Genomic DNA, 25,616 nt, shown 5'->3' with positions numbered 1-25,616 from the left:
TCACTATTGTCGCTAACTGGCAATGAATATTTCATCAAATTGGTAATCTCATACCTTCCATATTGTTATTCACTGAAGGATGGGAAATACGCCATGCTCGATTCACTCGCTCAAAAATTCATCCCACCAAAGCCTTACCTTGTGCTAGGCAACCGCATGTTTTTGCTTTCTATCGTGCTGCTTATCATCAGTGCGTATTTTTATGATGTCGGAGAAGCTTTTGTGGCGGTGGAAGTGGGAATCATCCACTACCTATACAATCTCAAATTCAGTACGACAAAAGACACCCTGCTAGGTAGCCTTCATCCTTTGGTCATGACATTAATTGCGGTACCACTTTCCATGGTGCCTATCACTTATGCGCCTTTTACTAGTGCGCTGTTTGCCTTCTTACTCGTCATAACAGAGCGCGATAAACACCACCAAGGAGTACCAAAGTACATTCTGCCGCTGACGTTTATGTTGTTATCGATGATGATGCCAGTAGATATCCCAGCCACAGAACTCATACTCCAACGCTCAGTATCGGTTGTACTTGGCATCACTGTGGCGATCATTGCTAGTACGCTGGTTTGGAAAAACGCCAACGCCCAGAATGGCTCGATGAACACGACACATAAAATTGGTCGTGTTGATCTCAAGTACTCCAGCCGCAAAGCGCTAGGAATCGGCTTGGTGCTGTCGTTAGGTATATGGGGTGGCACAGGAGCCGTTTTAGGTGCTTACCTATTTATGATGATCCACAGCCCGTTCAGCAAAGATTTAGCACCGAAAGCTTGGCAACGTTTGAACGGAACCTTGCTTGGCGCATTAGTTTATTTACCTGTGGGGTTGCTATTGGGCTCGTTCAACTCCGACATGGCAATGACAATAGCCATGTGGGTTTCGATCATCGCTTCGCTTTACGGCATCCTTGTGTATCTCGAACACAACTACACCATTGCCACGGCTTGTATCATGCTGCTTATTCTTACTGTATCGGTAGGTCCTTTTAATCCGGAAATGGCTGAATTGATCTTTTCGCAGCGAGTATTGTTCACCGTAATCGGTGGCGCTGCCATGGTGGCTCTTGGGGTTTTGATACCACTTAATGAGAAAGAGATAACTGCATAAAAAAGAAAAGCCTCCCAATTAAAGGGAGGCTTTCCATTGAATAGTTTGGTTTTAATTGGATGCAAATCAAACATACCGCTTCACAAAGTCAATAAAAGTTCGGTCGGCGATAGATAGATAGCCTTGTTTACGCCACGCAAGTGCAAGGTCGAGCTTAACGCTAGGTTCAAATGGAATACCCACTACACCTTGCTCATGTTGTGTCACCAATTCTAGGAGCGCAGTAATAGCAAATTCTTGTTTAACGATACTCAGAATGAGCGGCAGCAAGTTGGTTTCGAATGAGGACTTCATCGTAAAGCCATGCTCTTCACTGACGTGGTCTAAGAATTCTCGGTGGAAGTAGCCATGTTGGAACATCACCAAATCATGCTCGAAAAACTGATCAAATGTGATGGCATTACGCTGAGCTAAATCATGTTCCGGAGCCACAACGGCAACCATTTGGCTAGTAAACAGATGGTCAGTTTCTAAGTCCTCTGGTACATCGTCACAGCTGATCACGCCAATATCGAGCTGACCATTAAGTAACATTCGACGGATAGACTGAGTGCCCGCCTCCACCAGCGTCAGCTTTAAATCTGGATACTGGCTCTTAAACGCCATGACAATTCGAGGGAAAAAATAGCTGCCCATCATTGAAGGCGTACCAAGGCGCACCTCCCCTTTGGCTAAACCTTTGAGCTCATCAATCGCTAGCTGCGCATCGTGTAACTGCTGAATCACTCGCTTAGCGTGAACCAACAAGGTTTCCCCTTCTTTGGTTAAGCTGATTTTCTTTTCTTCTCGGCGAAACAGCATCACGCCAAGAGACTGTTCGAACTTCTTAATTGAAATGCTTAACGCTGGCTGAGCAATGTGCAAAGCCTTAGCTGCATGAGTAATGTTGCCGTGTTCCGCGACCGCCAAAAAGTGTTTGAGTTGTTTCGATTCCATTAGATCAAAAATATATACCAACCATATTTTTAATATATTTTTTCAATCCACAACTAACTGATAGATTGATCACAGTTTCTTTATATTTGCTCGCTCGCATTAGGCAGGACTCATGGTCAGTTTCGGCACTCCGGAATACAAACGCATTACGCTATCTCTGGCGCTCGGCTCATTTTTGGTTTTCTCGAACCTTTATCTCCTTCAGCCGATGCTGCCAAGCTTTGCGGCGCACTTCCAGATCTCGGAAACTCAGGTCAACTGGCTATTCGCCGCTACCACACTGGCTCTCTCCTTTAGCTTGGTCCCGATGGCTGTGCTCTCTGAATCGATTGGGCGCAAACCTGTAATGATGTTTGGTCTGTTTTCGATCCCTGCTATCTCCGCATTAATGCTGCTTGGCGATTCGTTTTTGTTCTTAGTCGTGTGCCGCGCTTTGATCGGTGTTGCGCTTGCAGCGTTTGCTGCTGTTGCCGTTGCTTATATGGCGGAAGAGCTAGATAAACACGCATTTTCAATGGCGATCGGTACTTATATCGCAGCCAATTCATTGGGAGGGATCGCAGGGCGTATCAGCGGAGGTTTGTTGGCAGACAACTTTAGCATCGATGTCGCCATCGAAGTTATGATGCTATTCACCCTTATCGGCGTGGTCAGCGTGCATTACTTGCTGCCAAAACAGAAAAACTTCACCCCTTCTTCGAGCAGTTTAAGGCATCACAATCGAGCTATTATCGGACACTTCAAAAATCAACGTGTGTGGTTTGCCATGCTGATTGGCGGGTTGAACTTTGCGTTGTTCGTTAATCTTTATTCGGTAATGGGATTCCGCTTAGTCAGTGCGCCACATAATGTGCCTGTCGGGTTAGCTTCTCTCATCTTTGTTTGCTACCTGGGTGGTACGTTTTCTTCCCGTTGTGCCGGACATTGGAGTAAACGCTTTTCACCGATACTTGGCATGTTTTTAGGCTCTATCGTCAGTATGGCTGGCATGTGGATTGCGGTGATTGAAAGCATACCTGCGATGCTGACAGGCTTGCTGTTGATCAGCTTCGGCGCCTTCTTCACTCACACACTTGCTTACGGCTGGGTTGGACAAAACGCGACACAAGCAAAAGCAACGGCGACCGCATTGTATCTCGTGCATTACTATATTGGCGGCAGTTTAGGTGGATTCCTATTGCTCTATTGCTGGCAAAACGGCGGTTGGTCGAGTGTACTCATCGGCGGTAGCACACTGTACATTGCCATGTTCGCTGCTATCGCATTCTTAAAACACATTACAGAGCGAATTGATGCTGGCGATAACGCAGATATAACTGCTTAGCAAGGCGTTAAGCCCTATTGATTTTATGTTGTGGCGTTGGTCTGCTATGCTTGCGCCACATTCATAAAAGCAAGAAAGTCGTATGCCAACGCGCTCAACACAAGAATCACCAAACACCGATATCAATACGATCACAGAGCAAGTCAATCAATGGCTCAATGATGTCGTGATCGGGTTAAATCTCTGCCCGTTCGCTGCTAAGCCACAGCGCAATAAACAAATCAAAATCTTCGTTAGTGAAGCCTCGCAAGAAGAAGCTCTACTTGAAGACATTTTGCTGCAACTGATCGAGCTCAGTAATACCGAGCCAGAAAAACTGGAGACAACCTTGGTTGTGGTTCCAAACATGCTGCAAGATTTCTGGGATTACAACTTCTTCATTGATTGGGTTGAAGGTTTGATCAAACAGCAAGATTGGGAAGGCATTTTCCAAGTTGCCACCTTCCATCCTGATTACTGCTTTGGCGGTGCAGAACCAGAAGATGATGAAAACCTGACGAATCGCTCTCCATACCCAGTGTTTCATTTGATCCGTGAGGAGAGCATGGAAAAGGTACTTAAGCACTACCCTGATCCAGAGTCCATTCCAGATACCAATATTGCACGTGTTTCAGCGCTTTCAGAGGAAGAACGTAAGAAGCTCTTCCCTTACCTATTTCGCTAAGACTCACTCCCCAAGAGACAGAATTCTAACCAGTTAGAATGGGATCGCTTGGGGATTAAAGTTCGGTTTGATATGATTGCGACTTCAATCGATTCAATGGACATTAGAATGCAACTGTCAAAGCTAACCCAAGAGATTTTTGATCACCTATACCGTGACATCACCGAGTTCCGTAGCACTTTCGACCTACCAGTGGCGGATGTTGCAAGCCTAGATGCACAAGCAGATACACTACACACTTCTCTTGCGATCGAAGAGCTTACTGAACTAGCGGAAGCGGATTGCAAAACCGAGCAAGCAGACGCAATCATTGACAGCGTTTACGTTCTAATGGGTCGTCTAGTACACCTTGGTGACAGCAAAGTTGAAGATAACCTAGCGATCAGCTACCTGATCGATCTACTGCTTAACGTAGCGGTGAACCGTGGTATCGACTTTATCCCTTGCTGGGACGAAGTGCACTCAAGCAACATGAGCAAAGTGTGCCGTAACGAGCAAGAATATGCAGAAACAGAAGCGTTCTACGCTGAACAAGGCATCAAGCTGATGGCGGTTCAAAAAGGCGAATACATCATTGCGAAATGCGCAGAAGATTTTGTATCTGAAGGCAAAACGGTACGTAAAGGTAAGGTTCTAAAATCGGTTTACTACCGCCCTGCAGACCTTAAGCCACTTACACAGTAAGTCGTCGATTAGGCACTACAGATAAAATTCAGCGCCCACAATACTCGATATTGTGGGCGCTTTTTATTCTGAGCGTTCTTGATAAACAATCAACTTTGCAAAGCCCTAGCATTGATGTGTTGACTCAACCGCTGATAAAGTGCGATGGCATCTATTTTGGACGCTATGTTGCCTATTGCACATTGGTAAGCAAGATCAATATCTTGATGTTGATTTGGGTAGTATTTTCTCGCTACTTCGACACATTCAGGCAAGTTGATGTACCAACTGCCGTCCTTCTCAGCGACAAAATAGTAGGCAGCTCTTATCAACTTCTTACCAATCACTTTTGCTACCGCTTTGTCACTCATTTGCGCAAAACGACCACTCATTTGCTCCAAAAAAACCGCGAGGTCACCATTGAGAGCTTCAGCGATTTCAAAGCTTGGTTTATGTGACACAAGCTCTTTTGATAAATCATTTCCCCAAATGCAGCAGCAACAGTGTTTGAGCCAAAATTGCCAATGGTATTTTTCTTTTGGGTCTAGAACACGATGACGCTCACCTGGGTCAATATCAAGTTTGCTTATTTGCGGATAAGCTTTGGGGATGCTTGAAGACAGTTTGTTGAATATGCCCAGTTCATTTTGACTCACCGGTGCGGTCAGTATTACGGAAACATCGAGATCTGAGTGCCCCAGCATTGCTGTGCCTCTGGGAACGCTGCCGTACAAGTAGATACCATCTATTTGTTTTGGAAGTTGCGTTATCAACTCACCAACAACGACCTCAACAACTGGTTGGAACTCTATTTGAATATTTTCTGGTGAACAGTCATTGCGGATAAAGCCCTGGGCATCGAGACCATTATCTCGCTTGTGCATGGCGAATCTCCATCATAAAAGGAATGCTAAATTCAAATACCAAGCTTTTCGACCAATTTGGCAAACGACGTTTCGATACTGTCTGCTGCCGTATCAATCTTGACGACTTCCGTCTTCCAAGCCTCGTAGTGACGAGCTTTTACTTGTTGCCAATTCGGTAGCTGCAGGTTCTCAACTTCATTCTTACGAGAATCAACACGTTGTTTATGCTCATTCTCATCCGAGCAACTTATCTCTATGTTAACAAAGTGAGCGGACATGCTTGTTGCCACTTGCTGCCATTCATGCCGTGTAAGCTCTATGGGGTTACAAGAGTCAGCGATACAACTCAACCCAAGTTCAAGGTTATCTCGGATGATCCGATAACTTAGCCGATAACCCTCACCTTCAACCTTGAAATGACACAAATCACGTAGACCTTGCTCTATAGTGTCGACGCGTACATACATCGCGCCAACTCTTGCGGCTAATAGCTTTGCTAACGTCGACTTACCAGACGCAGGAAGACCAGAAAAAATGTACAAGGTAGGAATCGTCAAATGAACTCCTTCTCTATTAAATGCCATAAGCTTGAAATACATGATTCAAAAGAATGATGCTAAAGAACATCAAAGCGACATGCCAAACATTCGTCACCATCAATGTACTCTGCGAACCAATAATGCCCATCTTCCAATTCTCGATAATTGACCAAAGTATATGATTTGGCAAACCGATATTGCAATACAATGAGCTTATTGCATTTTGGCGGCCAACTCGTTGTTTCAACAATTAAATTGTTGTTTTTCAGCTCAGATGTAAGGATCTCAGTTAGAAGGAGACTTTGGAACATACTATCGGTCCTCAAAAGAAGTGCTAGCTCTCCAACAAGAGAAGAAACTTACAGCTAAATTTACCCGCAAAATGCCCTACGATCAGGCTCTGAATCACATTTGCCCTCTTTGGCATAAAACACTTCCCATTTACTGCCTGAGTGGGCTAAACAGTATCTCTCATCCGCTATACCGTTTAGCGTGATAGAAGCCGTGTTGAGGTTAAGTACGTTGACGCGTTTTAAAAAACGAAGCTATCCGCGTTTAAGTAACACTACTCAACATTTGGTTCGGGTAAAACCGGTGGCGTACTATCCATGTAGGTTAAGAAGTTTTGCCAAATTTCGTGAGTTCTTTGTTGAGTTAATTGAGTTTCGCAGGAAATAGCCATCACGCCACGAATTGTCCCTTCACGCCACTGCGTATATACCGAATCACAATGCGACGTCACATACGCTTGCCAATCTTTTTGTGCAACTTGAATCGCTTTAATCAGCTCAGGATCATAAGAATTATGTTCGAAACTCGTTTCCAAATACTTATTTAGTTGCTTTTGAGCAGCCTCTAACTCAATGGCTGCACACTGATTAATCTCGAGGGTACTGACCGCGTTATTACAATCAATCGCTTCTTCTTGAGCAAATGCCATAGACGACAAACTCGTTAGAGCCACAATCACGTATTTTTTCATTCCTTTCTCCAAAAAAGAGCTCAAGCCGACGCCATTTGGGGTCATGGTTAAACGTTAGTGTCTTGAAGCGTCGCTTTAATATACGCCTCAATCAAAAATCAAATAGGGTCTATCTTCCAATACGACTTTACGAACTTGAGTTTGGAAAACTTCTGCCAAGCCCTCTTCCGTGAGTACTTCATCGGCATGACCTAATGAATGCAATACGCCGTTATTGAGCAGCAGTACCTTGTCAGCATGCCTTAACGTTCGATTTAAATCGTGGTTTGCGACCAACACCCCGATGCCTTGCGCTGCGACTGCATTAATGAGCTGATATAGCAGCCCTTCTTGGGCAATATCGAGCGGCGCTGCGGGTTCATCCAAAATCAATAGCTGAGAGTAAGGGTTAATTGTTCGCCACACTTGCAAGCACACCCCGGCTAGACGGACACGTTGCCATTCACCGCCGGATAATGTCTGAATGCTTCGATGAAGCTTGTCTTGCAGTTGCACCAGCGCAATAACGATATTGACTGCGTCTCGTACTTTCTCATCACCGATATTGGCACCCGTAGGCAATGAAAGTGCTAAGTATTGAAAGACATCGACATTGAATGCGGGCCTTGATTGCTGACACAGATACCCACGAATATGCGCTTGTTCTGAAAGTGGCATTGCTAGTAAGTTTTTATTGTCGACAAGTACTTCCCCACTCACGCCTTCACGCTGAGTTAAGGTACCAGATATCGCACCAAGTAATGTGCTTTTCCCGGAGCCGTTTGGACCCACGACATGGACAACCTCACCCGGCTTACATTCAAAGGAGAGCGGTAGCAGTCGACTTCCCACTGCGATGTGCTTAACGTGCATCATGACTTTTCACCAGCATCCAAATGAAGATAGGAGCACCGATAGAAGTGGTCATCACTCCAAGCGGCAACTCAGCGGAATCAAGTAACAAACGCGCGCCGATATCAGCAAACACCAATAAGGCTGCGCCAGATATTGCCGACAGAGGCAGCAGGTAGCGGTTTTCTGTACCAAACGCCAATCGAAGCAGATGCGGTACGACTAAGCCCACAAAGCTAATGATCCCCCCCAATGCAACGGAGCCACCAACGAGAATGGAAATTGCCAAAATGAGTTTCCAGCGCATCTGATGAACATCAATACCCAATTGAGTGGCATGGATTTCCCCTAACATCAACTTATCAAGCGGTTTGCCCTTGCAGCAGAGCCAAATCAGCACCGGTAGCATGACCAAAGTAACGGTGTGCTGATACCAACTTGCCCCACCAATGCTGCCCATTAGCCAGTACATTAACTGACGTAGGCTTAAGTCATCGCTAAAGTAGAATGCCCACGTCACAATGGCGCTCGACAAAATACCCAGTGCAACGCCGACGAGCAGCAGCCTTGCAGTAGTGAGATGCATTGCCCTTGCGATACCAACCAATATGACGGTAAACAGCATCGAACCGGCAATGGCAGCCAACATAAAGATCATCGGAGAAGGTAAAACTGGCAAGGCAAACATGACTAGCACCATTGCCAAGCTCGCGCCACCGGAGATCCCGAGAACGCCGGGTTCGGCTAATACGTTGCCAAGCAGAACTTGTAAGGTAGCACCAGAGACCGCCAGAGCAGCACCAATAATAGCGGCAGAAACCAAACGTGGCAGACGTAAATCCAACAAGAGTTTTTGTTCAAATGCAGAGAGAGACTGAAAAGGAGAAAGGAATACCTCTCCGACCATCAAGTGGATAGCAGAGAGCAGCACGAGAATCACTGACATGATCAAAAGATTGCGTTGCCAGCGTCGTTCCTTGTTCAGGATAAGTTGTTGAAAATCCATAGTAGCCGATAAATACAAACGAGGCTTAACCTTACAGTTAAGCCTCGGTAAATTGCAAATGTGTTCGCACGCTTTATTCGCCGAAATTAAAGCGATATGGCATTAATCGTAGACTAACTCGCCATCTTCGTAGCGCGTTTTCACTTCACACACCATTAATGCTGCGCGTTGACCAATCGCGACGTGGCGATTTGGGAAAACAACGGCTTCGTTATCGTTCTTCGCCATCAACGGTTTGTCACCATCGTGACCAAACACTTCGCCGTGAACGAATGATGTAAAGTTCTCGACGTTGTCATCAAACATGAAATCGAAATCTTCGTGCAAGCGCACAATCGTACGACTCACACGGTACTTGATACATGGCTTAGACAAGTGCTCAGCTTTCGCCTCTGCAATTAGGTTACGCAGTGACAAATCGAACGCAGTCAGTTTGTCTAAGTCGTTTTCACCAATGCGAGCCACACGACCCAGTTCCATCGTCAAAGCTTGAGCGCCATAGTTCTCTGCACTGAACCAACTGAATGTGCTGGTTGGTGAGTTAGACAGTAGCACGGCTTCAATATGTGCACTGTCGAGAAAATCAATCAAAGCTTTGCTACGAACAGGATGACGCGTTTTCGGACTCACCGCAAAGGTGTAGTGCTTTGAATCACGGATCGCACAGTGCAAATCTAAGTGCCAGCGTGTTTCCGCTGCCGTATCTTGATAGAAATCTCTGACTAACAATTTGAGAGTGTCAGCAATCGCAAGCTCTTTGGTTGGCTCGTGCTCTTTCTCATCAAACAGTCGATTAAGGTTTTCTTCTAAAAATCGCGTGTGCGCCAGAGTCGATTCTGGGTGAGCGATAATGAACAAGCATCGAGACTCGACTTTCTGGAAGCCGGATTCGATGTCTTTGATAATTGAATCCACCAGCTCCATCGGTGCGGTTTCATCCCCGTGGACACCACAAGAGATGATGACGTTCTTGGTTTCCTGAGTGTATTCGTCAGGAATCACTTCTAGCACACCACGCTGATAGAGTTTAAGTTTTACACCATTAGACAGCACCTGCTCCGCTGGCGCGACATCAATATGAACATCTAACGTGTCAGTTAAAAACGATTGGCGAAAGAGAGACTTCGTCATGCGTTACTCCTTAATAGCACGGCGGGTATGTTAATAAATTGTACAAAGGATTTTTGTTGTTGCGATCCCACTTATGAGTAGAAGCCACCAAATTTATTTAAAATCCCATACCTTTTCGCGCCATGCACTCAAATCAAGCATTGAGGCGTTTATTTTTTAAACAATTACAAAGTGTTAGGGCTGTGAACTTTACCACAGCCCTAAAGAAGATCATTATGATTTGATCAACTTTTAGCGTTTATTCACCACGTTGTGCGAGTAAACGTTCAAATTCGTCTACTTTGTCACGAACTAGCTCCACACTCTGCTGCCAGAATTCGGGTTGCGTTAGATCCATTGAAAGATGCTTCTCGACAACCTCTTCAGCCATCATGTTGCCAGTGTCACGTAATAGATCTACGTAATCGTCGTAGAAACGCTCCCCTTTAGCTTCACGTTGAGCGTAGATACCTTTACTGAACAAGAAGCCGAACAAATATGGGTAGTTGTAGAAGCTCACCCCAGAGATTGAGAAGTGCAGTTTGCTCGCCCAGAAATAAGGGTCAGCCTCGCTCATCACATCGCCATACCAATCTTTCCACGTTTCTGACATCAGCTCACAGAAGTCATCTGCTGTCAGTTCGCCCTCTTGGCGACGCTCGTAGAAGGCTTTTTCGAATTCGTAACGAACTGGAATATTGATCATCAGCGCTAACGCCGAAGAGAGCTCTTCCCACAGCATTTCGAGCTTGTCATCCACACTTTCTGCTTTTGAAATCAGATGATCGCGAACGATGTTTTCAGCGAAAATTGAAGCGGTTTCTGCCAACGTCATCGGGTAGTACGTTTGGCAAAGCGGCAAGTCACGAATCACCCAGTTGTGGAAGGCATGACCAAGCTCATGAGCAAGCGTCATCAGGTCTGAGCGGCTACCACTCCAAGTCATAAACACAAGCGGCGTACGCGTCGCCGGCAGCTTAGTACAGTATGCACCAAGGCGTTTATTGGCATTAGGCGCGGCATCAATCCAGCCGTTTTGTACCATCATGCGGACAAACTCCGACATATCTGGATTCACGGTTTCGAACGCTTCACAAATGACGTCGATTGCTTCATCAAATGGATAAACTTTCGCTTCGCCACTCAAAGCAGGCATCGCAGCAAGATGATTCCATGGTTTCATCTCATCCAGACCGTGGACCTTCGCCATTAGCAAACCGGCTTTTTGACCAATCTCACGGCTGTCTTTAGCGACTTTCATCATGGCATCCAACGTTTCCGCTTTAATTCGGCTGCCATGCAAGCTTGGATCAAGGAAATGAACATCACGTTTGGTAGAACGCTTTTTGTTCTCTGTTAAACGCCAACCTGAAAGCGCGTTAAGGATAGAAGCAAAAGACTCTTGATGTGTCGCCATCGCCCTCTGAACACCACGCCATGCAGCTTCTTGGCGATCAAATTCAGAGCCGTAAAGAATGCTTGCTGCTTGCGAGAAGCCAAGCTCTTCACTTTCACCATCAGCGTAGTCAAGCTTCACTTTCAAAGAGCCCGTGAGGTTGTTGTATAACTTACCCCACGCAGATTTTCCATCCACGCTCATTGCCGCTAATAGCTTTTCTTCCTCGGTGCTTAAGCGTGTGTCAGCCAGTTTGCGAGAGTTTAGGATTGAAAACGCCTGACCACTGATGTCTGGATTTTCATGCTCCAAAACGCGAGTAATGAACTCTTCATCAGCGTGAGTCAATTTAAGCTCAAACGCACTGTAAGCTTGAGAAAGCTCAGAGAAAATACGCGTCATACGACCCAGCAGTGCTTTCGCCTCTGCATTTGTCGCATCCACTGACGCGTAACAGTTTGCGAAGTTCGCAATCGTGCCAGCCAAACGGCTTGCCGCCTCACTGGTTAAGATTGCGTTTTGCATCACTTCAACAGAGTTACAATCGGCAGACTGTTTATTGAGTAGGTCAATGCATTGCTCTACAAGGGCAATGTCATCTTGAATTCGTGGGTCAGCGAGATCGTTATAAACGATGGATAAATCCCAGCTAGGAGCGGTCATTTATGGTTCCTTTTGATGTAATCGAGCCAGCCCTTTTCTCTCTTAAACTCGGTAGAGATCCAAGCGTTGGCTACTTCCGTGACTAATTTTCAAATAGTGGTACGCCTATCGAACGAACTGAGGCGTAAATCTGATCATCGATGGTAATTGTTATATGTGTTACTGACGCATTTCCTATCGCTAATGCCGAATACCATCGCGGATTGCGCCAATCTACACCCAATACATGGGCAAGAATCATTCTAATTACGCCACCATGCGTGACAATTAGCAAGTTGTCATTGATATCATTAATGATTTGAGACCAAGCACAAGTTACACGATGAGAGAAATCATCCAAGCTCTCAGCATTCGGTAAGGTGTGTTGTGCTGGTGCTTTCCAAAACGTATCGAGCTTATTCCAGTGCTCAGAAAGCATGTCAAATGGGATGCCGTCGAAATCACCAAAATCCAATTCTTGAAGTTGTGGCTCCATACTTAAAGGCAAAAGTTGCTGCTCAGCAAGTATCTCAGCAAGGTCGTGACAACGTGACAAAGGAGAGCTGATGATCCCTTCTACTTCTCGACCCGTTTGTTGCCAGGCTTGCGCAATTTTGTATTGCTCAGCTTCATCGACTTTTAAATCGGCTTGTCCGTGTAAACCTGGGGCTGCGTTCACTTTCCCGTGTCGCAGTAAGTAGATATTCAACGTTTTCATTTCTTCCCGTCCTATGGTTTGAGCTCAAGCGGCAAACCCGCAGCGACAAACGTGACTCGCTCACACACGGTCGCCAGTTTTTGATTCATCCGTCCCGCATTATCTACAAAGTAGCGACTGACAGCGCCGAGCGGCACAATGCCCATACCGACTTCGTTAGAGACAAAAATCAGCGTCGCTTCCGATTGTGCTATCGCATTTACCAACCGCTCAATTTTTTCTTCTAACCGCTCATTACAGCAGTCATCACCGAGTTCAAAGATCCAGTTGTTGAGCCAAAGCGTAAGGCAATCAACTAACACGACATCTTGAGACGAAAATTCACAAATGAGCTCAGGCAAGTTAAGCGGACATTCATGTTCAATCCACCCAGCCCCTCGTTGCTGTTTATGGTGAGCAATGCGTTGCTTCATTTCTTCATCAAAAGGCAATGCCGTCGCCACATAGTGAAGCGTTCCGTTTTTGTTTTGTGACGACTGTTGCGCCCTGCTCTCTGCTAAGCTCGATTTTCCCGAGCGTGCACCACCTAGAATAAGTTGCTTCATAATGAATGACTAAATGCGATAAGAGTGAGATAAACAAGCAACTCTGCAAGCTGCTGCGCGGCACCAAGGCAATCGCCAGTAAATCCGCCGATACGTTTGGTCAGCCAGCGTTTAAAGCTCACACGAAACAGTGCCAATACCAATACAATCACAGCTGCCTGAGTCATACCCAGTAACAACGCTACAACCCCACCAGTTAAGAGCAGTATCGCGACTTCTAAGCTCGATTGTTTGTTCGCTAACGGTTTACTTTTCGAGGTATCCGCGTCACTAACGTAGGGCATGTCATATATGAGAGTGGCAGCCAACGCTCGGCTCACGGTATACGCCACGACGATCATCAGCCAAAACTGAGGTTCATTGGCTAACTCGCTCCAAAATACAAACTTCGCCAGCAGCGCCATCATTAACGTTGCCGCTCCGTAAGTCCCGATGCGGCTGTCTTTCATGATGGTTAAGCGGCGCTCTAACGTCATACCACCGCCAATGCCATCCGCCATATCCGTTAAACCGTCCTCATGGAACGCGCCGGTAAGCAGCAAGCTAAAAGCCATGGTTAACACGATGGCAACTGAGTTTGGGAACAATAAACTTGCCAGTGAAAACACAGCTGCGCACAGTAGCCCAAGCAACACACCGACCAAAGCAAAGTATCGCCCTGCTTGGTTCATGCGCGTTTCACTATAAGGTAAATCTGCGGGCACAGGTATACGGCTAAAAAAGCTTATTGCGAGCAAGAAAAGCTCACTCTGATAGCGCAAAGAACGAGTCTCTGAAGTGTGGGTATTCTCAGATGCAGACACTAAACCGTCACTCCCGCACTCTCAAAGCTCGCCATGTTGTTGTAAAACTGAGCCGCCGCTTTTACCAGTGGCAAAGCAAGCGCCGCTCCGGTTCCTTCACCTAAACGCAAACCAAGATCCAAGAGAGGCTCCGCTTGTAGGCATTCCAACACAAACTTATGCCCATTCTCTTCTGAGTTATGAGCAAACAGCATGTAATCTCGCGTCTCTTCATCCAATAAAGTCGCGACATAAGCGGCTACAGAGACGATAAATCCGTCGACTAAAATAGGCGTTTTGTGGCGTTTCGCTTCTAAGAATGCGCCAACCATTTGCACGATTTCAAACCCACCGACTTGAGCCAACGCGCCTTTGGTATCAAGCTCACGGCAGCGATTCACACCTTGTGCGACTAGCTTGATTTTACGGTTGAGTTGCTCTTGAGTAATGCCAGTACCATAGCCAACACAATGGTCGACTTCCAATGGACTCAACGCTGTTAACAATGCCGATGCCGAACTGGTATTGCCAATCCCCATTTCACCAAACATCAACAAGTTCGAGCCATTAAGAATCGCCTGCTGCGCGACCTTTGCACCATATTCCAAACCTAGCGCGACTTGTTCTAGGGACATCGCCGTTTGTTTAGCAAAGTTTGCCGTACCATTTCCGAGACGTTTCTCAATCAAGTTGGGATGATTTTTAAAGTCAGGAACTAAGGTATCGATCGGTGACAACATGCCACAGTCAACAACCTTAAAGTCAATTTGGTTGAGATCGCAGAAACAATTAATAGCGGCGCCACCGGCGAGAAAATTCGCCACCATTTGTTGAGTCACAGCGCTGGGCGCAATACTCACCCCTTCTTCGGCGATGCCGTGATCACCAGCGAATACCAACATGGTTGGTTTGCGAATTTCTATTTTTTCAACCGCTTGAGGCTTATCTTGGCTTTGAATTAACGCCAGTTCTAGCGCCACTTTTTCGAGCAAACCAAGAGCGCCTAATGGTTTGGTTTTGTTATCAATGCGAGCTTGAATTTCTGAGGCAAAAGAGCGATCCATGATGATGATTCCTTATTCTTTATTTTGGACGAGCGACAGAAAAAGTTTTTTCTAACGTGGCGTATTCATTACCGCCTAACCGAGCTAATGGGTCTACAGCTAAGGCATCAACTTTTAAACGGTCACCCTCCATGGATATGACCCGCTCATCGACATAAATGTGTTCAATCTCTGCAAAGATTAAACTTTGCGGTGTCTCCCCCATCTCTATCACTTCATGCAACTTACAGCCGAATGCAATTGGCGCGCCCTCTAAGCGTGGTAATTCGAAACCTTGGAAATCAACCGTCTCAAGTTGAGTCGTCTCCAGTTCAGATTCCCCATGTTCTAATGTGGCAGAAGATAAAGTGACTTTATCCGCGAGATCGCTGGGTGCAATATGGATAACCAACTTACCAGTTTCTAATGCATTTCGCGTGGTGTCCTTGATGTCTCCATTGGGCTTTTTTCCCACAGAAATCATCAATAAAGGTGGACGGCTAGAAACCGCAGTAAAGTAGGAAAATGGCGCTAAGTTGAAGTTTTGCTCACCTGAGTCTGTGAGCACCCAAGCGATTGGGCGAGGAATGACAGTTTGAGTCATCAAATGGTACACCTGCGTTGGCGCAAGCGTACTGAGATCTATGTTCATACGACGTCCTTGGTCTTAGAAAACCGCGAGAGAGATAAGACTCCCGACAAATTGAGAGAACAAGTGTACCCCTCTCCCGTGCAATTTCATCTGATTTTCTCTTTTTGACAGCGCTTTTTGTCAATTCGACAGTCATATTGATAAAAATGTTATTTCAACAAGCTTGTTCCACTAAAGAAAGAATTCAACTTAAACCAACTCAGTCTCAGTCATTTATTTTTCAGCGCTCTAATTGATAACGTCTGATGGTCAATATCAGTCTAACCAAACAACTTAAGGCATTGATAAATAAAAACTATACAATAGCACGTCTAACAAAGATTAGGCGTAAATGAAACGAGAGCTGATTTCCTCATCGCCTGTATTCTGAAAGTTGGCACGTGTGATGCTTTAAAGAAATCGTCCCTAACACAAAAAGCGAGAAATTATGTTTGCCAATCAAAGTCGTCGCCCCGCTAAGAGAGGCAAGCCAAACCCACCACGCCAATCTCGGCGATCCATACCCTTATCATTCTCCTAGGAAAAAAGACCCGTTCGTCCCGCGGGTCTTTTTATTTGCGGGTATTTTATTTGCTTAGCTTTCTATACCTAAGTAACCTCGAGATGCTAGGTTCACTGAGTTCGATTGATTAAATGTCATACATTAGCTACCTGACTGCAGCTTCGTGGAAGAAATGCGCTACAATAGCCTAAGCACTTGTTCTTAAACAGGAAGGATACAATGGGCAACGATTCAAACGCATGTGTGATTATTGCAGGTGGTACAGGTCTTGTAGGGAAAGAAGTCATGGCTAAACTTGTCTCACAGCCTAGCATCGAAACGCTATATTCTCTCTCCCGCCGAACGATCACTGGTATCGAGGATCCAAATAACAAAATTGTCCCATTGTTAGACGCGGCGCTCACAATCCACGATTGGGACGATCAGCAACCGATTCCACGCGTCGGTTTTATTTGTCTCGGCACCACATTAAAACAAGCTGGCAGCAAAGATGCTCTGCGAAAAATCGACGCCGAATTGGTATGTAAAGTTGCTCAACAAATGAAGATGATCGGTGTAAAACGCATCGCTGTGGTTTCAAGTCTAGGCGCAAAAGCGTCTTCTTCATCCCATTATCTAGCTTGCAAAGGACATATGGAAAAAAATATCGAGAGGATGGGCTTTGAAGAAGTGGTGTTCGCAAGGCCCGGACCTCTGGTCGGACAGCGAGAAAATCCTCGTACGGATGAAAAGGTTGTTCAGACACTTTCTAAGGTAATTCGTCCGCTTATGCTTGGTAAATTGGCGAACTTTATACCCGTTCATGCTCAAGACGTAGCCAAAGCGATGATTTATCAAGTTTTCAGCTATCAAGAAGAAAAAGTCATTTATTTGCATAGAAAGGATATGCTTGATCTCATTAGGCACTATGATTGAAAAATTTCGCCTAAATATTACGCTAAATCAGTCATCAACGAGAGTCGAGTCGCATTTTTATATTCATTTTAGATCTATCTAATACCTGTTTATCATTTTTAAAGTTATATCCCACTCGGTATCTTACCCAACCAGTATATAGCTCCGTATAAAATTTAATCAGCACTTCTTATGCCGATTACTAAGGTAAGATTATGAATTTCGCAGTGGTTGCTTCTCTGGCGGTGTTTATCGCCATATTAATGTTCCTTTTTAACCAACAACAAAAACAAAACACACTCTCGCGTTTGGTTTTAATTGGCTTGGTTACGGGCTCTCTTTTCGGTCTTGGACTGCAACTTATTTATGGCGAAGGCAGCGATGTCATTGGACAAACACTTGAATGGGTCGGCATAGTCGGCAGCGGTTATGTTGGTCTGCTTAAAATGGTGATTATGCCTTTGGTATTGATTTCCATGATTTCCGCCGTTGTAAAGCTAGAGAAAGGCGGTTCGCTGGGTAAGATCTCTGGTCTAACGATTTCTGTTTTGCTGGTAACAACAGCCATTGCTGCCATGATCGGTATTCTTGTTACGACTACATTTGGTTTGTCTGCCGCTGGATTAACTGAAGGTGCACGTGAAACGGCTCGTATTGCCGTATTAGAGAGTCGAGTAGGATCAGTAAGCGACCTAACGATTCCTCAGATGTTAGTAAGCTTTATTCCAACTAACCCGTTTGCCGATCTTACAGGGGCTCGTTCTACATCGATCATTGCTGTGGTTATCTTTGGTGTTTTAGTAGGTATCGCTGCACGTAAAGTGATGGCAGAAAAAGAAGAGTTGGAATCTCCAATTCGTACTTTTGTGGAAGCGGCACAATCCGTGGTTATGCGCCTGGTTAAGATGATCATGGCATTAACGCCTTATGGTATTGCTGCCCTTATGGCGAAAGTGGTCGCAACATCAAGTGCTGCCGACATTTTTAATTTGCTTGGCTTTATTGTTGCATCTTACGTTGCAATTGCACTGATGTTCCTTGTCCATGGTCTACTTGTTTCTTTTGTCGGCGTTAGCCCTGCTGAGTACTTTAAAAAGATTTGGCCAGTACTGACATTTGCATTCACATCACGCAGTTCAGCGGCAACGATTCCACTTAACGTTGAAGCACAAATCACCAAGCTAAACGTACCACCAGCGATTGCGAACTTGTCAGCGTCTTTCGGTGCCACTATCGGTCAGAACGGCTGTGCAGGTATCTACCCAGCAATGCTTGCGGTAATGGTAGCGCCAACAATGGGTATCGATCCTCTAGACATCAACTTTATTCTGTCACTGATTGCCATCATCACGATTAGCTCATTTGGTATTGCCGGTGTCGGCGGCGGCGCAACCTTTGCAGCCCTGATTGTACTGCCTGCGATGGGCTTGCCTGTGACAATCGCAGCGCTACTGATCTCTATCGAGCCACTAATTGATATGGCGCGAACTGCACTTAATGTCTCTGGTGCAATGACTGCAGGTACCATTACCAGCCGATTGTTGAAATCCACCAACGACAATGGACAGTTAGAAGAACAAAAAGCGTAGCTGTTCTCAAAAAATAACTCTCAGTTTGAGCCGATGGTTTCTCCATCGGCTTTTTTGTATTTAAGCGCACCAAAGTGAAGAGTCATCCCCTTCCTATCTTCTCCAATTAATGCCTTACTCCCTACTCGCTAACTGTCTAAACTGATTTATTGAACAGTATTGTTATGATATAACATTTCACAAATATCAAAATGAACACAGATAACATCGGAGGTAATGTCATGAGTTCAACTTTAATCGAGTCCACTTCAACTGAGGCTCTTGAATGCACACTTCGAGCGCCGTGTTTCAGTTCAGGCGAAGAGCCAACTGTGTTAGCGAACATCTATCAAGAAGACATCAATATCGCAATCTGGCGGCGACAATTCGATCAACCGCTTGCCGATGCCACGAATCGGTTCATCACCTCCCACCCTAACTTCAATAAATCGCTGAATGTATCTCCTGAAAATGCTTATGAAGTACTGCAATACGCAACCGATGGGCAGGCGCCGGATGTATTGTTGAGAAATATCGTGGAGTTAGTCGACATGTTTTGCTATTTGTTTGAGTTAGAAGACGCAGGACTGCGCCTAGCGACACTCAATAGCGCGATGTGTCCCCGTTTTCACGTTGATCAAGTCCCCTGCCGCCTAGTCACTACCTACCAAGGCATTGCGACTCAATGGATTGCTAATGACGTACTTGATCGCTCAAAGCTCGGTCGCGGTAGTCATGGGCTTTCGGATGCAGAATCCGGCTTATACAGAGCAGAATCAGATATCAGGCACCTTTCTGTTGGTGACGTTGCACTGCTAAAAGGTGAGCGTTGGATCGGAAATGAAAACAAAGGGCTGGTTCATCGCTCGCCTAGTATCCAATCGAATCAAGCTCGTTTGTTGCTCACCCTTGATTTTGGCTAATAAAAATCAGCGATTGTCCAAGCATTAACCAAATAAAAAACTTCAAGCCGGAAGTGACACTTCGGCTTTTTCATTTTCACAACGTCACATTGCATCTTTCGTTGCGAGTCAAGGCGTTGAATGGTCTAATACTCCTATCGGTTCCGTAAACGGTAAGCAGAATGCACCAAGACAATCAGCCCACTTTTTTCTTTTTCGATTACGAGACTTGGGGAACAAGTCCAGCCAAAGACCGCCCAAGCCAGTTTGCAGGCGTTCGCACTGATGAAAACTTCAATATCATTGGTGAACCTTTGGTGATGTACTGTCGTCCACCTGCTGATTACCTTCCTTCGCCAGAAGCAGCTTTGATCACTGGTATTACACCACAAAAAGCAATGCAAGAAGGCTTACCTGAACCTGAGTTTATTGCCAAAATTCATGCTGAATTGTCTAAACCAAAGACGACTAGCCTTGGCTACAACAGCATACGTTTTGATGATGAAGTCACTCGTTACACTTGCTACCGAAACTTCATCGACCCATACGCATGGAGCTGGCAAAACGGCAACTCACGATGGGATTTGCTTGACGTGATGCGAGCATGTCACGCCCTGCGTCCTGAAGGCGTAGAATGGCCAGAGAACGATGAAGGCTTTACAAGCTTCAAGCTAGAGCATTTATCCGTAGCGAATGGCATTGAACACAGCAATGCTCACGATGCGATGGCCGACGTGATTGCCACGATTGAAATGGCGAAGAAAGTTAAAGCCGCCCAACCTAAGCTATTTGACTACTTTTTCTCGATGCGTAACAAGCGCAAACTCAATGAGCTGGTTGATATTGTCAATATGACTCCGTTGATGCATGTATCAGGCATGCTTGGGCGTGAATGCCAATACACAAGCTGGATTGTGCCTGTGGCTTGGCACCCAACCAACAACAACGCTGTTATCACGATTGATTTAGCCAAAGATCCTCAGCCGATCCTTGAACTTTCAGCGGAAGAACTGAAAGAACGCTTGTACACCAAGCGTGACGAATTGGGCGACTTACTGCCCGTACCAGTGAAGCTAGTGCATCTGAACAAGTGCCCTATTCTCGCTCCAGCAAAAACATTAACCGCGGAAAATGCGGAAGTCATTGGTATTGACCGCCAACAATGTTTAAACAATTTAGCGTTGTTGCGCCAACACCCAGAGATCCGAGAGAAGCTGATTAGTCTATTCTCTATAGAACGTGAATTCGAAAAGAGTAATGACGTTGATACGCAGCTTTACGATGGCTTTTTCTCGCCTGCTGATCGCGCTGCTATGGACATCATTCGTGAAACCGATCCGAATAACTTAGCCGCACTGGACATTGAATTCGATGATAAACGAATCAAGCCATTGCTTTTCCGTTACCGTGCTCGCCATTATGCAGGCACATTAGATGAACAAGAACAAAGACGCTGGGCACAACATTGTCGTGAAGTTTTCGAAAGTCAGATTGAAGAGTACATGATGAATTTAGAAAACTTAGTTCACGAACATGAAAGTGACGAAAAGAAGATAGCAATATTAAAATCCGTCTATCGTTATGTAGAGAGCCTAGCCTCCTAATTTCTTACCTTGTTCAAGCGCACCTTCGGGTGTGCTTGTTGTTTTATATGCTGTCAAAATGATAAAAGATCGATTACTACAGCTGATCCATTTGCTCATCTCCCTCGCACTCATCATGGGAGCACTTGGTATCGGCAACACCATTCAAAAATTCATTGGCATTTCTGTTCCAGGAAGTGTCATCGGGATGCTTGTGCTGTTTTTCTCAATGACCCTTGGCTTAGTCAAAGTGGAATGGGTTAAGCCAGGTGCAACCCTATTCATCCGCTATATGATCCTGCTATTCGTGCCTATCAGCGTGGGTCTGATGCAACACTTCGATATGCTACTGGCTAACGCACTGCCAATTATTGCGAGTGCAGTAGGCGGCTCACTGATCGTATTGGTCAGCTTGGCATGGTTCTTAGATTACTTACTGAAGGAGAAGCACTAGTATGTGGTTACTTGTCACTATTGTGGTTTTCCTTGCCGCACGCCAAATTGCAATCAAGGTGAACAATCCGATTGCTAACCCGCTTTTGATCAGTATCGCGGTATTAATCCCGTTGCTAACCTTTTTGAAAGTGCCATTTGAAACATACTACGCTGACAACGAATACATCAGCTTTTTACTTCAACCCGCCGTTGTTGCGCTGGCATATCCACTTTATGAACAACTGCCTCAAATCAAAGCCAATTGGCGCATTATCACTCTGGCTTGCACGTTAGGTAGTGTTATGTCCATGCTTACCGCTACGCTCATTGCGGTGGCATTTAAAGCTGACATTAGCTTAATAGCCAGCTTGGTTGGTAAGTCTGTGACGACCCCTATCGCGATGGAAATCTCTAGCCACTTAGGCGGAGAAGCAGCTGTTGCGGCAATCTTAGTGCTTATTGTGGGTTTGTTTGGTGCCATCCTCGCGTACCCGATCTTCAATATCATTGGTATTAAGCATCCAATTGCGCGCGGTCTAACAATGGGTACTGTTTCTCACGCTCTCGGCACCGCAACATGTGCTGAGAAACAACCGGGGGACGCGGCGTTCTCATCTCTTGCATTGGTGCTTTGTGGCATCATCACCTCGATTCTCGCGCCAAGCTTCTTTGCTTTGGCGGTTTGGTTATACCAATAATAACCTCAATGACCTGCTTTGCTATCAAGTGAGCAGGTCATAATCTCCTCTAGAAAATTCGCAGTATGAATATACGTTGATATAGTTATTAGTGGGACAGAGATAACGTTAAATCTTAGTGAAATCGAATACATGTGTGAGCTCACTCTAATTATGTAACGTAAATTATCATTACACACATTAACGTGATCTAAAGCACAGAACATTTCCACCTTTCACATAGAATAACTGTCCATGCAATAACAAGGATTCAACATGAAAAGTCGCATTGAACAGGCGCTAGCAAGCGCTCCTGAAGCACTTTCAACACCTCTTGCTCCTATCGTCCTTTCTGACGATTTTGATGCCACTATTTCTGAGCAACAGTTTGAAGCGCTACTGAACGCTACCAATCTTTCTGATAAAGAGCTTCGTGTTGCTCTACTTCCTTTTGCCGCTGCGTTTTCTTACGCACCGATTTCTGAATTCTATGTAGGCGCGATTGTTCGTGGTCTATCTGGTCGCCTTTACTTCGGTGCGAACATGGAGTTTTTTGGTGTTCAGTTAGGTCAAACTGTTCATGCTGAACAATGCGCGATTAGCCATGCTTGGATGAAAGGCGAACGTGGTGTTAAAGATATCACCATTAACTACAGCCCTTGTGGTCACTGTCGTCAGTTCATGAATGAGCTAACTACGGCGAAAGAATTAAAGATCCAATTGCCAGAGCGTGAAGAAAAATCGCTACACGACTATCTTCCTGAAGCATTCGGTCCTGCTGATCTTGGTATCCAATCAGGTCTAATGGCAGAAGTGAAACACGAGTTTGCTTGCGATGACAACGACACTCTGATCCAAAAAGCAGTTACTGCGATGAACATCAGTCACGCTCCATACACTAACAACTTAAGTGGCATCGCTCTTGAGATGAATAGTGGTCGTGTATTCCAAGGTGCTTACGCAGAAAACGCAGCGTTCAACCCTAGCCTTCCACCACTTCAGGTTGCCTTAATTCAAATCCTGATGGCAGGCGAGCAGTTTGAAGACATCAAAGCCGCAGCACTAGTCGAAAACTCACAGGGTAAGATCAGCCACCTAGCCGATACTCAATCAACACTAGAGGCACTGAACCCAGATATTCCAGTGAGTTTTGTTAACATTTAACTCACAATGCTCTTATGAGAGAGGCTCTGCATGACGCAGGGCCTTTTTTTATTGTTTAAAATCACACGCAAACGTTTGCTTCGTTCGCAAAAATCAGTATGATCCCCTGAAAATTCGCTTCCACCACTTTATTTTGTAAGGGAACACTATGTTTGGTACTGCTACTAGCACTCATGCTACCCGTGTATTACTTCTGGGCTCTGGCGAGCTTGGTAAAGAAGTAGCAATTGAATGTCAACGTCTTGGTTTAGAAGTGATCGCGTGTGACCGTTATGCTGACGCACCAGCAATGCAAGTCGCTCATCGCAGCTACGTCATCGATATGCTTGATGGCAAAGCATTAGAAGAAATCATCAAGAAAGAGCAACCTGCTTATGTGGTTCCGGAAATTGAAGCTATCGCAACAGACAAATTAGTTGAGCTAGAAGAAAAAGGCGTGAACGTCGTTCCGACAGCGAAAGCAACTAAGTTGACTATGAACCGCGAGGGCATCCGTCGTCTTGCAGCTGAAGAGCTAAACTTAACGACTTCTCCTTATCAGTTTGCAGATAACTTTGATAACTTTAAAGCGGCAGTTGAGCACGTTGGTATCCCTTGTGTAGTAAAACCTGTGATGAGTTCGTCTGGTAAAGGACAAAGCGTCATCAAAACAGAACAAGATGTGCAAGCAGCGTGGGAGTACGCGCAAGAAGGCGGTCGTACTGGTGCTGGTCGTGTGATCGTCGAAGGCTTTATTGACTTCGACTATGAAATTACGCTGCTGACAGTACGAGCGAAAGATGGCGTCCATTTCTGCGCACCAATTGGACATCGTCAAGAAGATGGTGACTACCGAGAGTCGTGGCAACCACAAGCAATGTCAGATACTGCGATTAAAGCAGCAGAATACACAGCGGAGAAAGTCGTAAATGCGCTCGGTGGTTACGGCATCTTCGGTGTAGAGCTGTTCGTGAAAGGTGATAAAGTAATTTTCAACGAAGTTTCACCTCGTCCACACGACACTGGCATGGTAACTATGATTTCTCAGGAAATGTCTGAGTTTGCTCTGCATGTTCGTGCGTTCACTGGCATGCCAATCAACAGTATCATTCAATACGGCCCGTCCGCGTCAGCTGTCATCCTAGGGCAAGGTACATCAACAGATATTCGCTTTGATAATCTTGCCAATGCTCTGGCTCAACCACAAACTCAAGTTCGTTTGTTTGGTAAGCCTGAAATCGATGGTCGCCGTCGTTTAGGCGTTGTTCTAACGCGTCGTAAGACTATCGAAGATTCGATTGAAGATGCAGTGAGCAGCGCTTCTAAAGTACAGATCGTTTACTGATTTCGCTAGTTCACTCAGAGAAACAAAAAGCGCAGCCCAATTGGCTGCGCTTTTTAATTTGTATAAACTCGATTACCCTATTCACTTTCAATTAAATACACTTCTTCAGAGAGGTGACTCAGACCCTTTTTGGCAATTTTAGGGTGATTATCATCGGCTTGATCTACGTTTAAGCATGTGATCTTATAACCGGAAAATAACTGTTCAATCTCTTCTACAGGAACACTAAAAGGAGGTCCTGCCATCTCTTCTTGCGGGTAGTTCAACGTGACCAACAAGATACGACCGCCAGGATTTAGCAATTGCTTAACACGAGCAGCATATTCTGCTCGCATCTCTTTAGGAAGAGCCACTAACGCAGCGCGATCGTAAATGATATCGGCTTTAGATACTGGGGCGGTAAAGAAATCACCCGTATAAATCGACAGCTCATCAAACTGATATAACTCGTGCATACCATTAACAGGCGTTACCGTTGGTGTGTAAAAATGCTCAGCAAAAAACGCTCTTACCGCAATTTGGCTTAGCTCAACGCCCTGAACTTCGTCGTGTTTGGTCGCTAACCAAATCAAATCCTCTGACTTACCACACAGAGGCACCAAAACTTTATCATCACGCTTTGCAGCCGTATGTTGCCAAAATGCAGGCAATAGTGGGTTCACGTCTTCTAGATGAAAACCAATTTGGTTACTGGCCCATTTATTGTGCCAAAATTCTTGATCTCTCATGATTCTTCTACTTGTCGGCTGATAGTG

General features: G+C 45.4%; 27 protein-coding genes. 12 read left to right on the top strand and 15 right to left on the bottom strand.

The features are described from left to right. Positions 1 to 93 precede the first annotated feature (93 nt). Positions 94 to 1,113: an FUSC family protein gene (locus VHA02S_RS10535; protein WP_038897588.1), complete on the top strand. Its 1,020-nt coding sequence runs from the start codon at positions 94 to 96 to the stop codon at positions 1,111 to 1,113. A gap of 66 nt (positions 1,114 to 1,179) precedes the next feature. Here VHA02S_RS10535 and VHA02S_RS10530 read toward each other — a convergent pair whose 3' ends face one another. Continuing rightward, positions 1,180 to 2,049, bottom strand: a complete 870-nt coding sequence (locus VHA02S_RS10530) for a LysR family transcriptional regulator (RefSeq protein WP_038897589.1) — start codon at positions 2,047 to 2,049, stop codon at positions 1,180 to 1,182. A gap of 112 nt (positions 2,050 to 2,161) precedes the next feature. Between VHA02S_RS10530 and VHA02S_RS10525 the strand changes: the two genes are divergently transcribed. The 3 genes from VHA02S_RS10525 (at position 2,162) to VHA02S_RS10515 (ending at position 4,721) form a co-directional block, all read left to right on the top strand. Further along, positions 2,162 to 3,373, top strand: a complete 1,212-nt coding sequence (locus tag VHA02S_RS10525; protein WP_017190306.1) for an MFS transporter — start codon at positions 2,162 to 2,164, stop codon at positions 3,371 to 3,373. Between the two features lie 82 nt (positions 3,374 to 3,455). Then, complete coding sequence (locus tag VHA02S_RS10520) at positions 3,456 to 4,037, top strand: DUF1415 domain-containing protein (protein ID WP_038897590.1); 582 nt, start codon at positions 3,456 to 3,458, stop codon at positions 4,035 to 4,037. Between the two features lie 108 nt (positions 4,038 to 4,145). Next, complete coding sequence (locus VHA02S_RS10515; protein WP_005445519.1) at positions 4,146 to 4,721, top strand: nucleoside triphosphate pyrophosphohydrolase family protein; 576 nt, start codon at positions 4,146 to 4,148, stop codon at positions 4,719 to 4,721. 89 nt (positions 4,722 to 4,810) lie between these two features. Here the strand turns inward: VHA02S_RS10515 and VHA02S_RS10510 are convergent, their stop codons facing one another. From VHA02S_RS10510 to VHA02S_RS10450, 13 genes are all read right to left on the bottom strand, one after another. Continuing rightward, positions 4,811 to 5,584: a nucleotidyltransferase domain-containing protein gene (locus tag VHA02S_RS10510; protein WP_009701136.1), complete on the bottom strand. Its 774-nt coding sequence runs from the start codon at positions 5,582 to 5,584 to the stop codon at positions 4,811 to 4,813. A 32-nt stretch (positions 5,585 to 5,616) separates the two neighbouring features. Then, entirely contained in the window at positions 5,617 to 6,123 is a 507-nt protein-coding gene (locus VHA02S_RS10505; protein WP_009697382.1) for a P-loop nucleotide/nucleoside kinase family protein, read from the bottom strand. Between the two features lie 59 nt (positions 6,124 to 6,182). Next, a complete protein-coding gene (locus VHA02S_RS10500; protein ID WP_038897592.1) occupies positions 6,183 to 6,416 on the bottom strand; it encodes a hypothetical protein in 234 nt (77 codons plus the stop codon). Positions 6,417 to 6,670: 254 nt separating this feature from the next. Then, complete coding sequence (locus tag VHA02S_RS10495; protein WP_009697380.1) at positions 6,671 to 7,087, bottom strand: lysozyme inhibitor LprI family protein; 417 nt, start codon at positions 7,085 to 7,087, stop codon at positions 6,671 to 6,673. Positions 7,088 to 7,174: 87 nt separating this feature from the next. Continuing rightward, positions 7,175 to 7,942 carry a vitamin B12 ABC transporter ATP-binding protein BtuD gene (gene btuD, locus VHA02S_RS10490; RefSeq protein WP_080640342.1) on the bottom strand — a complete coding sequence of 256 codons (768 nt, stop codon included), beginning with the start codon at positions 7,940 to 7,942 and terminating at the stop codon, positions 7,175 to 7,177. Then, positions 7,929 to 8,924 carry a vitamin B12 ABC transporter permease BtuC gene (btuC, locus tag VHA02S_RS10485; protein ID WP_009697375.1) on the bottom strand — a complete coding sequence of 332 codons (996 nt, stop codon included), beginning with the start codon at positions 8,922 to 8,924 and terminating at the stop codon, positions 7,929 to 7,931. Before btuC ends, btuD begins: the two co-directional genes overlap by 14 nt. Positions 8,925 to 9,026: 102 nt before the next feature. Continuing rightward, the gene (locus VHA02S_RS10480; RefSeq protein WP_038897593.1) at positions 9,027 to 10,055 is read right to left on the bottom strand and encodes a succinylglutamate desuccinylase; all 1,029 of its coding nucleotides are present in this window, start codon (positions 10,053 to 10,055) and stop codon (positions 9,027 to 9,029) included. A 238-nt stretch (positions 10,056 to 10,293) separates the two neighbouring features. Next, positions 10,294 to 12,093, bottom strand: coding sequence for a M3 family oligoendopeptidase (locus tag VHA02S_RS10475; RefSeq protein WP_038897594.1), 1,800 nt, complete (start codon positions 12,091 to 12,093; stop codon positions 10,294 to 10,296). An 82-nt stretch (positions 12,094 to 12,175) separates the two neighbouring features. Continuing rightward, complete coding sequence (gene cobC / locus VHA02S_RS10470; RefSeq protein WP_038897595.1) at positions 12,176 to 12,790, bottom strand: alpha-ribazole phosphatase family protein; 615 nt, start codon at positions 12,788 to 12,790, stop codon at positions 12,176 to 12,178. Positions 12,791 to 12,801: 11 nt separating this feature from the next. Continuing rightward, complete coding sequence (gene cobU, locus VHA02S_RS10465) at positions 12,802 to 13,335, bottom strand: bifunctional adenosylcobinamide kinase/adenosylcobinamide-phosphate guanylyltransferase (protein ID WP_038897596.1); 534 nt, start codon at positions 13,333 to 13,335, stop codon at positions 12,802 to 12,804. After that, positions 13,332 to 14,138 (bottom strand): adenosylcobinamide-GDP ribazoletransferase, encoded by an 807-nt coding sequence (locus VHA02S_RS10460; protein ID WP_026000344.1) that lies wholly within the window; start codon positions 14,136 to 14,138, stop codon positions 13,332 to 13,334. The genes cobU and VHA02S_RS10460 overlap by 4 nt, the downstream gene beginning before the upstream one ends. Next, on the bottom strand, positions 14,138 to 15,181 hold the full coding sequence (gene cobT / locus VHA02S_RS10455) for a nicotinate-nucleotide--dimethylbenzimidazole phosphoribosyltransferase (protein WP_080640343.1): 1,044 nt from the start codon (positions 15,179 to 15,181) through the stop codon (positions 14,138 to 14,140). The genes VHA02S_RS10460 and cobT overlap by 1 nt, the downstream gene beginning before the upstream one ends. A gap of 19 nt (positions 15,182 to 15,200) precedes the next feature. Beyond that, positions 15,201 to 15,812, bottom strand: coding sequence for a flavin reductase family protein (locus tag VHA02S_RS10450; protein WP_017190319.1), 612 nt, complete (start codon positions 15,810 to 15,812; stop codon positions 15,201 to 15,203). Between the two features lie 721 nt (positions 15,813 to 16,533). On the opposite strand from VHA02S_RS10450, the gene VHA02S_RS10445 reads away from it, so the two are divergent. From VHA02S_RS10445 to purT, 8 genes are all read left to right on the top strand, one after another. Then, entirely contained in the window at positions 16,534 to 17,229 is a 696-nt protein-coding gene (locus tag VHA02S_RS10445; protein ID WP_038897598.1) for an NAD(P)H-binding protein, read from the top strand. Between the two features lie 194 nt (positions 17,230 to 17,423). Beyond that, entirely contained in the window at positions 17,424 to 18,797 is a 1,374-nt protein-coding gene (locus VHA02S_RS10440; protein ID WP_038897599.1) for an L-cystine transporter, read from the top strand. A 221-nt stretch (positions 18,798 to 19,018) separates the two neighbouring features. Then, on the top strand, positions 19,019 to 19,699 hold the full coding sequence (locus tag VHA02S_RS10435) for a DUF1826 domain-containing protein (protein ID WP_005445535.1): 681 nt from the start codon (positions 19,019 to 19,021) through the stop codon (positions 19,697 to 19,699). A 161-nt stretch (positions 19,700 to 19,860) separates the two neighbouring features. Continuing rightward, positions 19,861 to 21,282, top strand: a complete 1,422-nt coding sequence (gene sbcB / locus VHA02S_RS10430; RefSeq protein WP_005445536.1) for an exodeoxyribonuclease I — start codon at positions 19,861 to 19,863, stop codon at positions 21,280 to 21,282. Positions 21,283 to 21,340: 58 nt separating this feature from the next. Then, complete coding sequence (locus VHA02S_RS10425) at positions 21,341 to 21,715, top strand: CidA/LrgA family protein (RefSeq protein WP_005445537.1); 375 nt, start codon at positions 21,341 to 21,343, stop codon at positions 21,713 to 21,715. 1 nt (position 21,716) lies between these two features. Then, the gene (locus VHA02S_RS10420; RefSeq protein WP_005445538.1) at positions 21,717 to 22,394 is read left to right on the top strand and encodes an LrgB family protein; all 678 of its coding nucleotides are present in this window, start codon (positions 21,717 to 21,719) and stop codon (positions 22,392 to 22,394) included. Positions 22,395 to 22,649: 255 nt separating this feature from the next. Further along, positions 22,650 to 23,537: a cytidine deaminase gene (gene cdd, locus VHA02S_RS10415; protein ID WP_005445539.1), complete on the top strand. Its 888-nt coding sequence runs from the start codon at positions 22,650 to 22,652 to the stop codon at positions 23,535 to 23,537. Positions 23,538 to 23,685: 148 nt separating this feature from the next. Further along, a complete protein-coding gene (purT, locus tag VHA02S_RS10410; RefSeq protein ID WP_038897600.1) occupies positions 23,686 to 24,861 on the top strand; it encodes a formate-dependent phosphoribosylglycinamide formyltransferase in 1,176 nt (391 codons plus the stop codon). Between the two features lie 77 nt (positions 24,862 to 24,938). Here purT and VHA02S_RS10405 read toward each other — a convergent pair whose 3' ends face one another. Next, complete coding sequence (locus tag VHA02S_RS10405) at positions 24,939 to 25,589, bottom strand: thiopurine S-methyltransferase (RefSeq protein ID WP_038897602.1); 651 nt, start codon at positions 25,587 to 25,589, stop codon at positions 24,939 to 24,941. Positions 25,590 to 25,616 lie beyond the last annotated feature (27 nt).

It is taken from the genome of Vibrio harveyi NBRC 15634 = ATCC 14126 = KCTC 12724 (genome assembly GCF_001591145.1).
GTDB lineage: Bacteria > Pseudomonadota > Gammaproteobacteria > Enterobacterales > Vibrionaceae > Vibrio > Vibrio harveyi.
This window is presented reverse-complemented; position numbering and strand designations above follow the sequence as displayed.

Coding starts and splice junctions, on each gene's coding strand:
- VHA02S_RS10535 (WP_038897588.1), top strand. CDS start 94: ATGCTCGATTCACTCGCTCAAAAATTCATCCCACCAAAGCCTTACCTT.
- VHA02S_RS10530 (WP_038897589.1), bottom strand. CDS start 2,049: ATGGAATCGAAACAACTCAAACACTTTTTGGCGGTCGCGGAACACGGC.
- VHA02S_RS10525 (WP_017190306.1), top strand. CDS start 2,162: ATGGTCAGTTTCGGCACTCCGGAATACAAACGCATTACGCTATCTCTG.
- VHA02S_RS10520 (WP_038897590.1), top strand. CDS start 3,456: ATGCCAACGCGCTCAACACAAGAATCACCAAACACCGATATCAATACG.
- VHA02S_RS10515 (WP_005445519.1), top strand. CDS start 4,146: ATGCAACTGTCAAAGCTAACCCAAGAGATTTTTGATCACCTATACCGT.
- VHA02S_RS10510 (WP_009701136.1), bottom strand. CDS start 5,584: ATGCACAAGCGAGATAATGGTCTCGATGCCCAGGGCTTTATCCGCAAT.
- VHA02S_RS10500 (WP_038897592.1), bottom strand. CDS start 6,416: ATGTTCCAAAGTCTCCTTCTAACTGAGATCCTTACATCTGAGCTGAAA.
- VHA02S_RS10495 (WP_009697380.1), bottom strand. CDS start 7,087: ATGAAAAAATACGTGATTGTGGCTCTAACGAGTTTGTCGTCTATGGCA.
- btuD (WP_080640342.1), bottom strand. CDS start 7,942: ATGATGCACGTTAAGCACATCGCAGTGGGAAGTCGACTGCTACCGCTC.
- btuC (WP_009697375.1), bottom strand. CDS start 8,924: ATGGATTTTCAACAACTTATCCTGAACAAGGAACGACGCTGGCAACGC.
- VHA02S_RS10480 (WP_038897593.1), bottom strand. CDS start 10,055: ATGACGAAGTCTCTCTTTCGCCAATCGTTTTTAACTGACACGTTAGAT.
- VHA02S_RS10475 (WP_038897594.1), bottom strand. CDS start 12,093: ATGACCGCTCCTAGCTGGGATTTATCCATCGTTTATAACGATCTCGCT.
- cobC (WP_038897595.1), bottom strand. CDS start 12,790: ATGAAAACGTTGAATATCTACTTACTGCGACACGGGAAAGTGAACGCA.
- cobU (WP_038897596.1), bottom strand. CDS start 13,335: ATGAAGCAACTTATTCTAGGTGGTGCACGCTCGGGAAAATCGAGCTTA.
- cobT (WP_080640343.1), bottom strand. CDS start 15,181: ATGGATCGCTCTTTTGCCTCAGAAATTCAAGCTCGCATTGATAACAAA.
- VHA02S_RS10450 (WP_017190319.1), bottom strand. CDS start 15,812: ATGAACATAGATCTCAGTACGCTTGCGCCAACGCAGGTGTACCATTTG.
- VHA02S_RS10445 (WP_038897598.1), top strand. CDS start 16,534: ATGGGCAACGATTCAAACGCATGTGTGATTATTGCAGGTGGTACAGGT.
- VHA02S_RS10440 (WP_038897599.1), top strand. CDS start 17,424: ATGAATTTCGCAGTGGTTGCTTCTCTGGCGGTGTTTATCGCCATATTA.
- VHA02S_RS10435 (WP_005445535.1), top strand. CDS start 19,019: ATGAGTTCAACTTTAATCGAGTCCACTTCAACTGAGGCTCTTGAATGC.
- sbcB (WP_005445536.1), top strand. CDS start 19,861: ATGCACCAAGACAATCAGCCCACTTTTTTCTTTTTCGATTACGAGACT.
- VHA02S_RS10425 (WP_005445537.1), top strand. CDS start 21,341: ATGATAAAAGATCGATTACTACAGCTGATCCATTTGCTCATCTCCCTC.
- VHA02S_RS10420 (WP_005445538.1), top strand. CDS start 21,717: ATGTGGTTACTTGTCACTATTGTGGTTTTCCTTGCCGCACGCCAAATT.
- cdd (WP_005445539.1), top strand. CDS start 22,650: ATGAAAAGTCGCATTGAACAGGCGCTAGCAAGCGCTCCTGAAGCACTT.
- purT (WP_038897600.1), top strand. CDS start 23,686: ATGTTTGGTACTGCTACTAGCACTCATGCTACCCGTGTATTACTTCTG.
- VHA02S_RS10405 (WP_038897602.1), bottom strand. CDS start 25,589: ATGAGAGATCAAGAATTTTGGCACAATAAATGGGCCAGTAACCAAATT.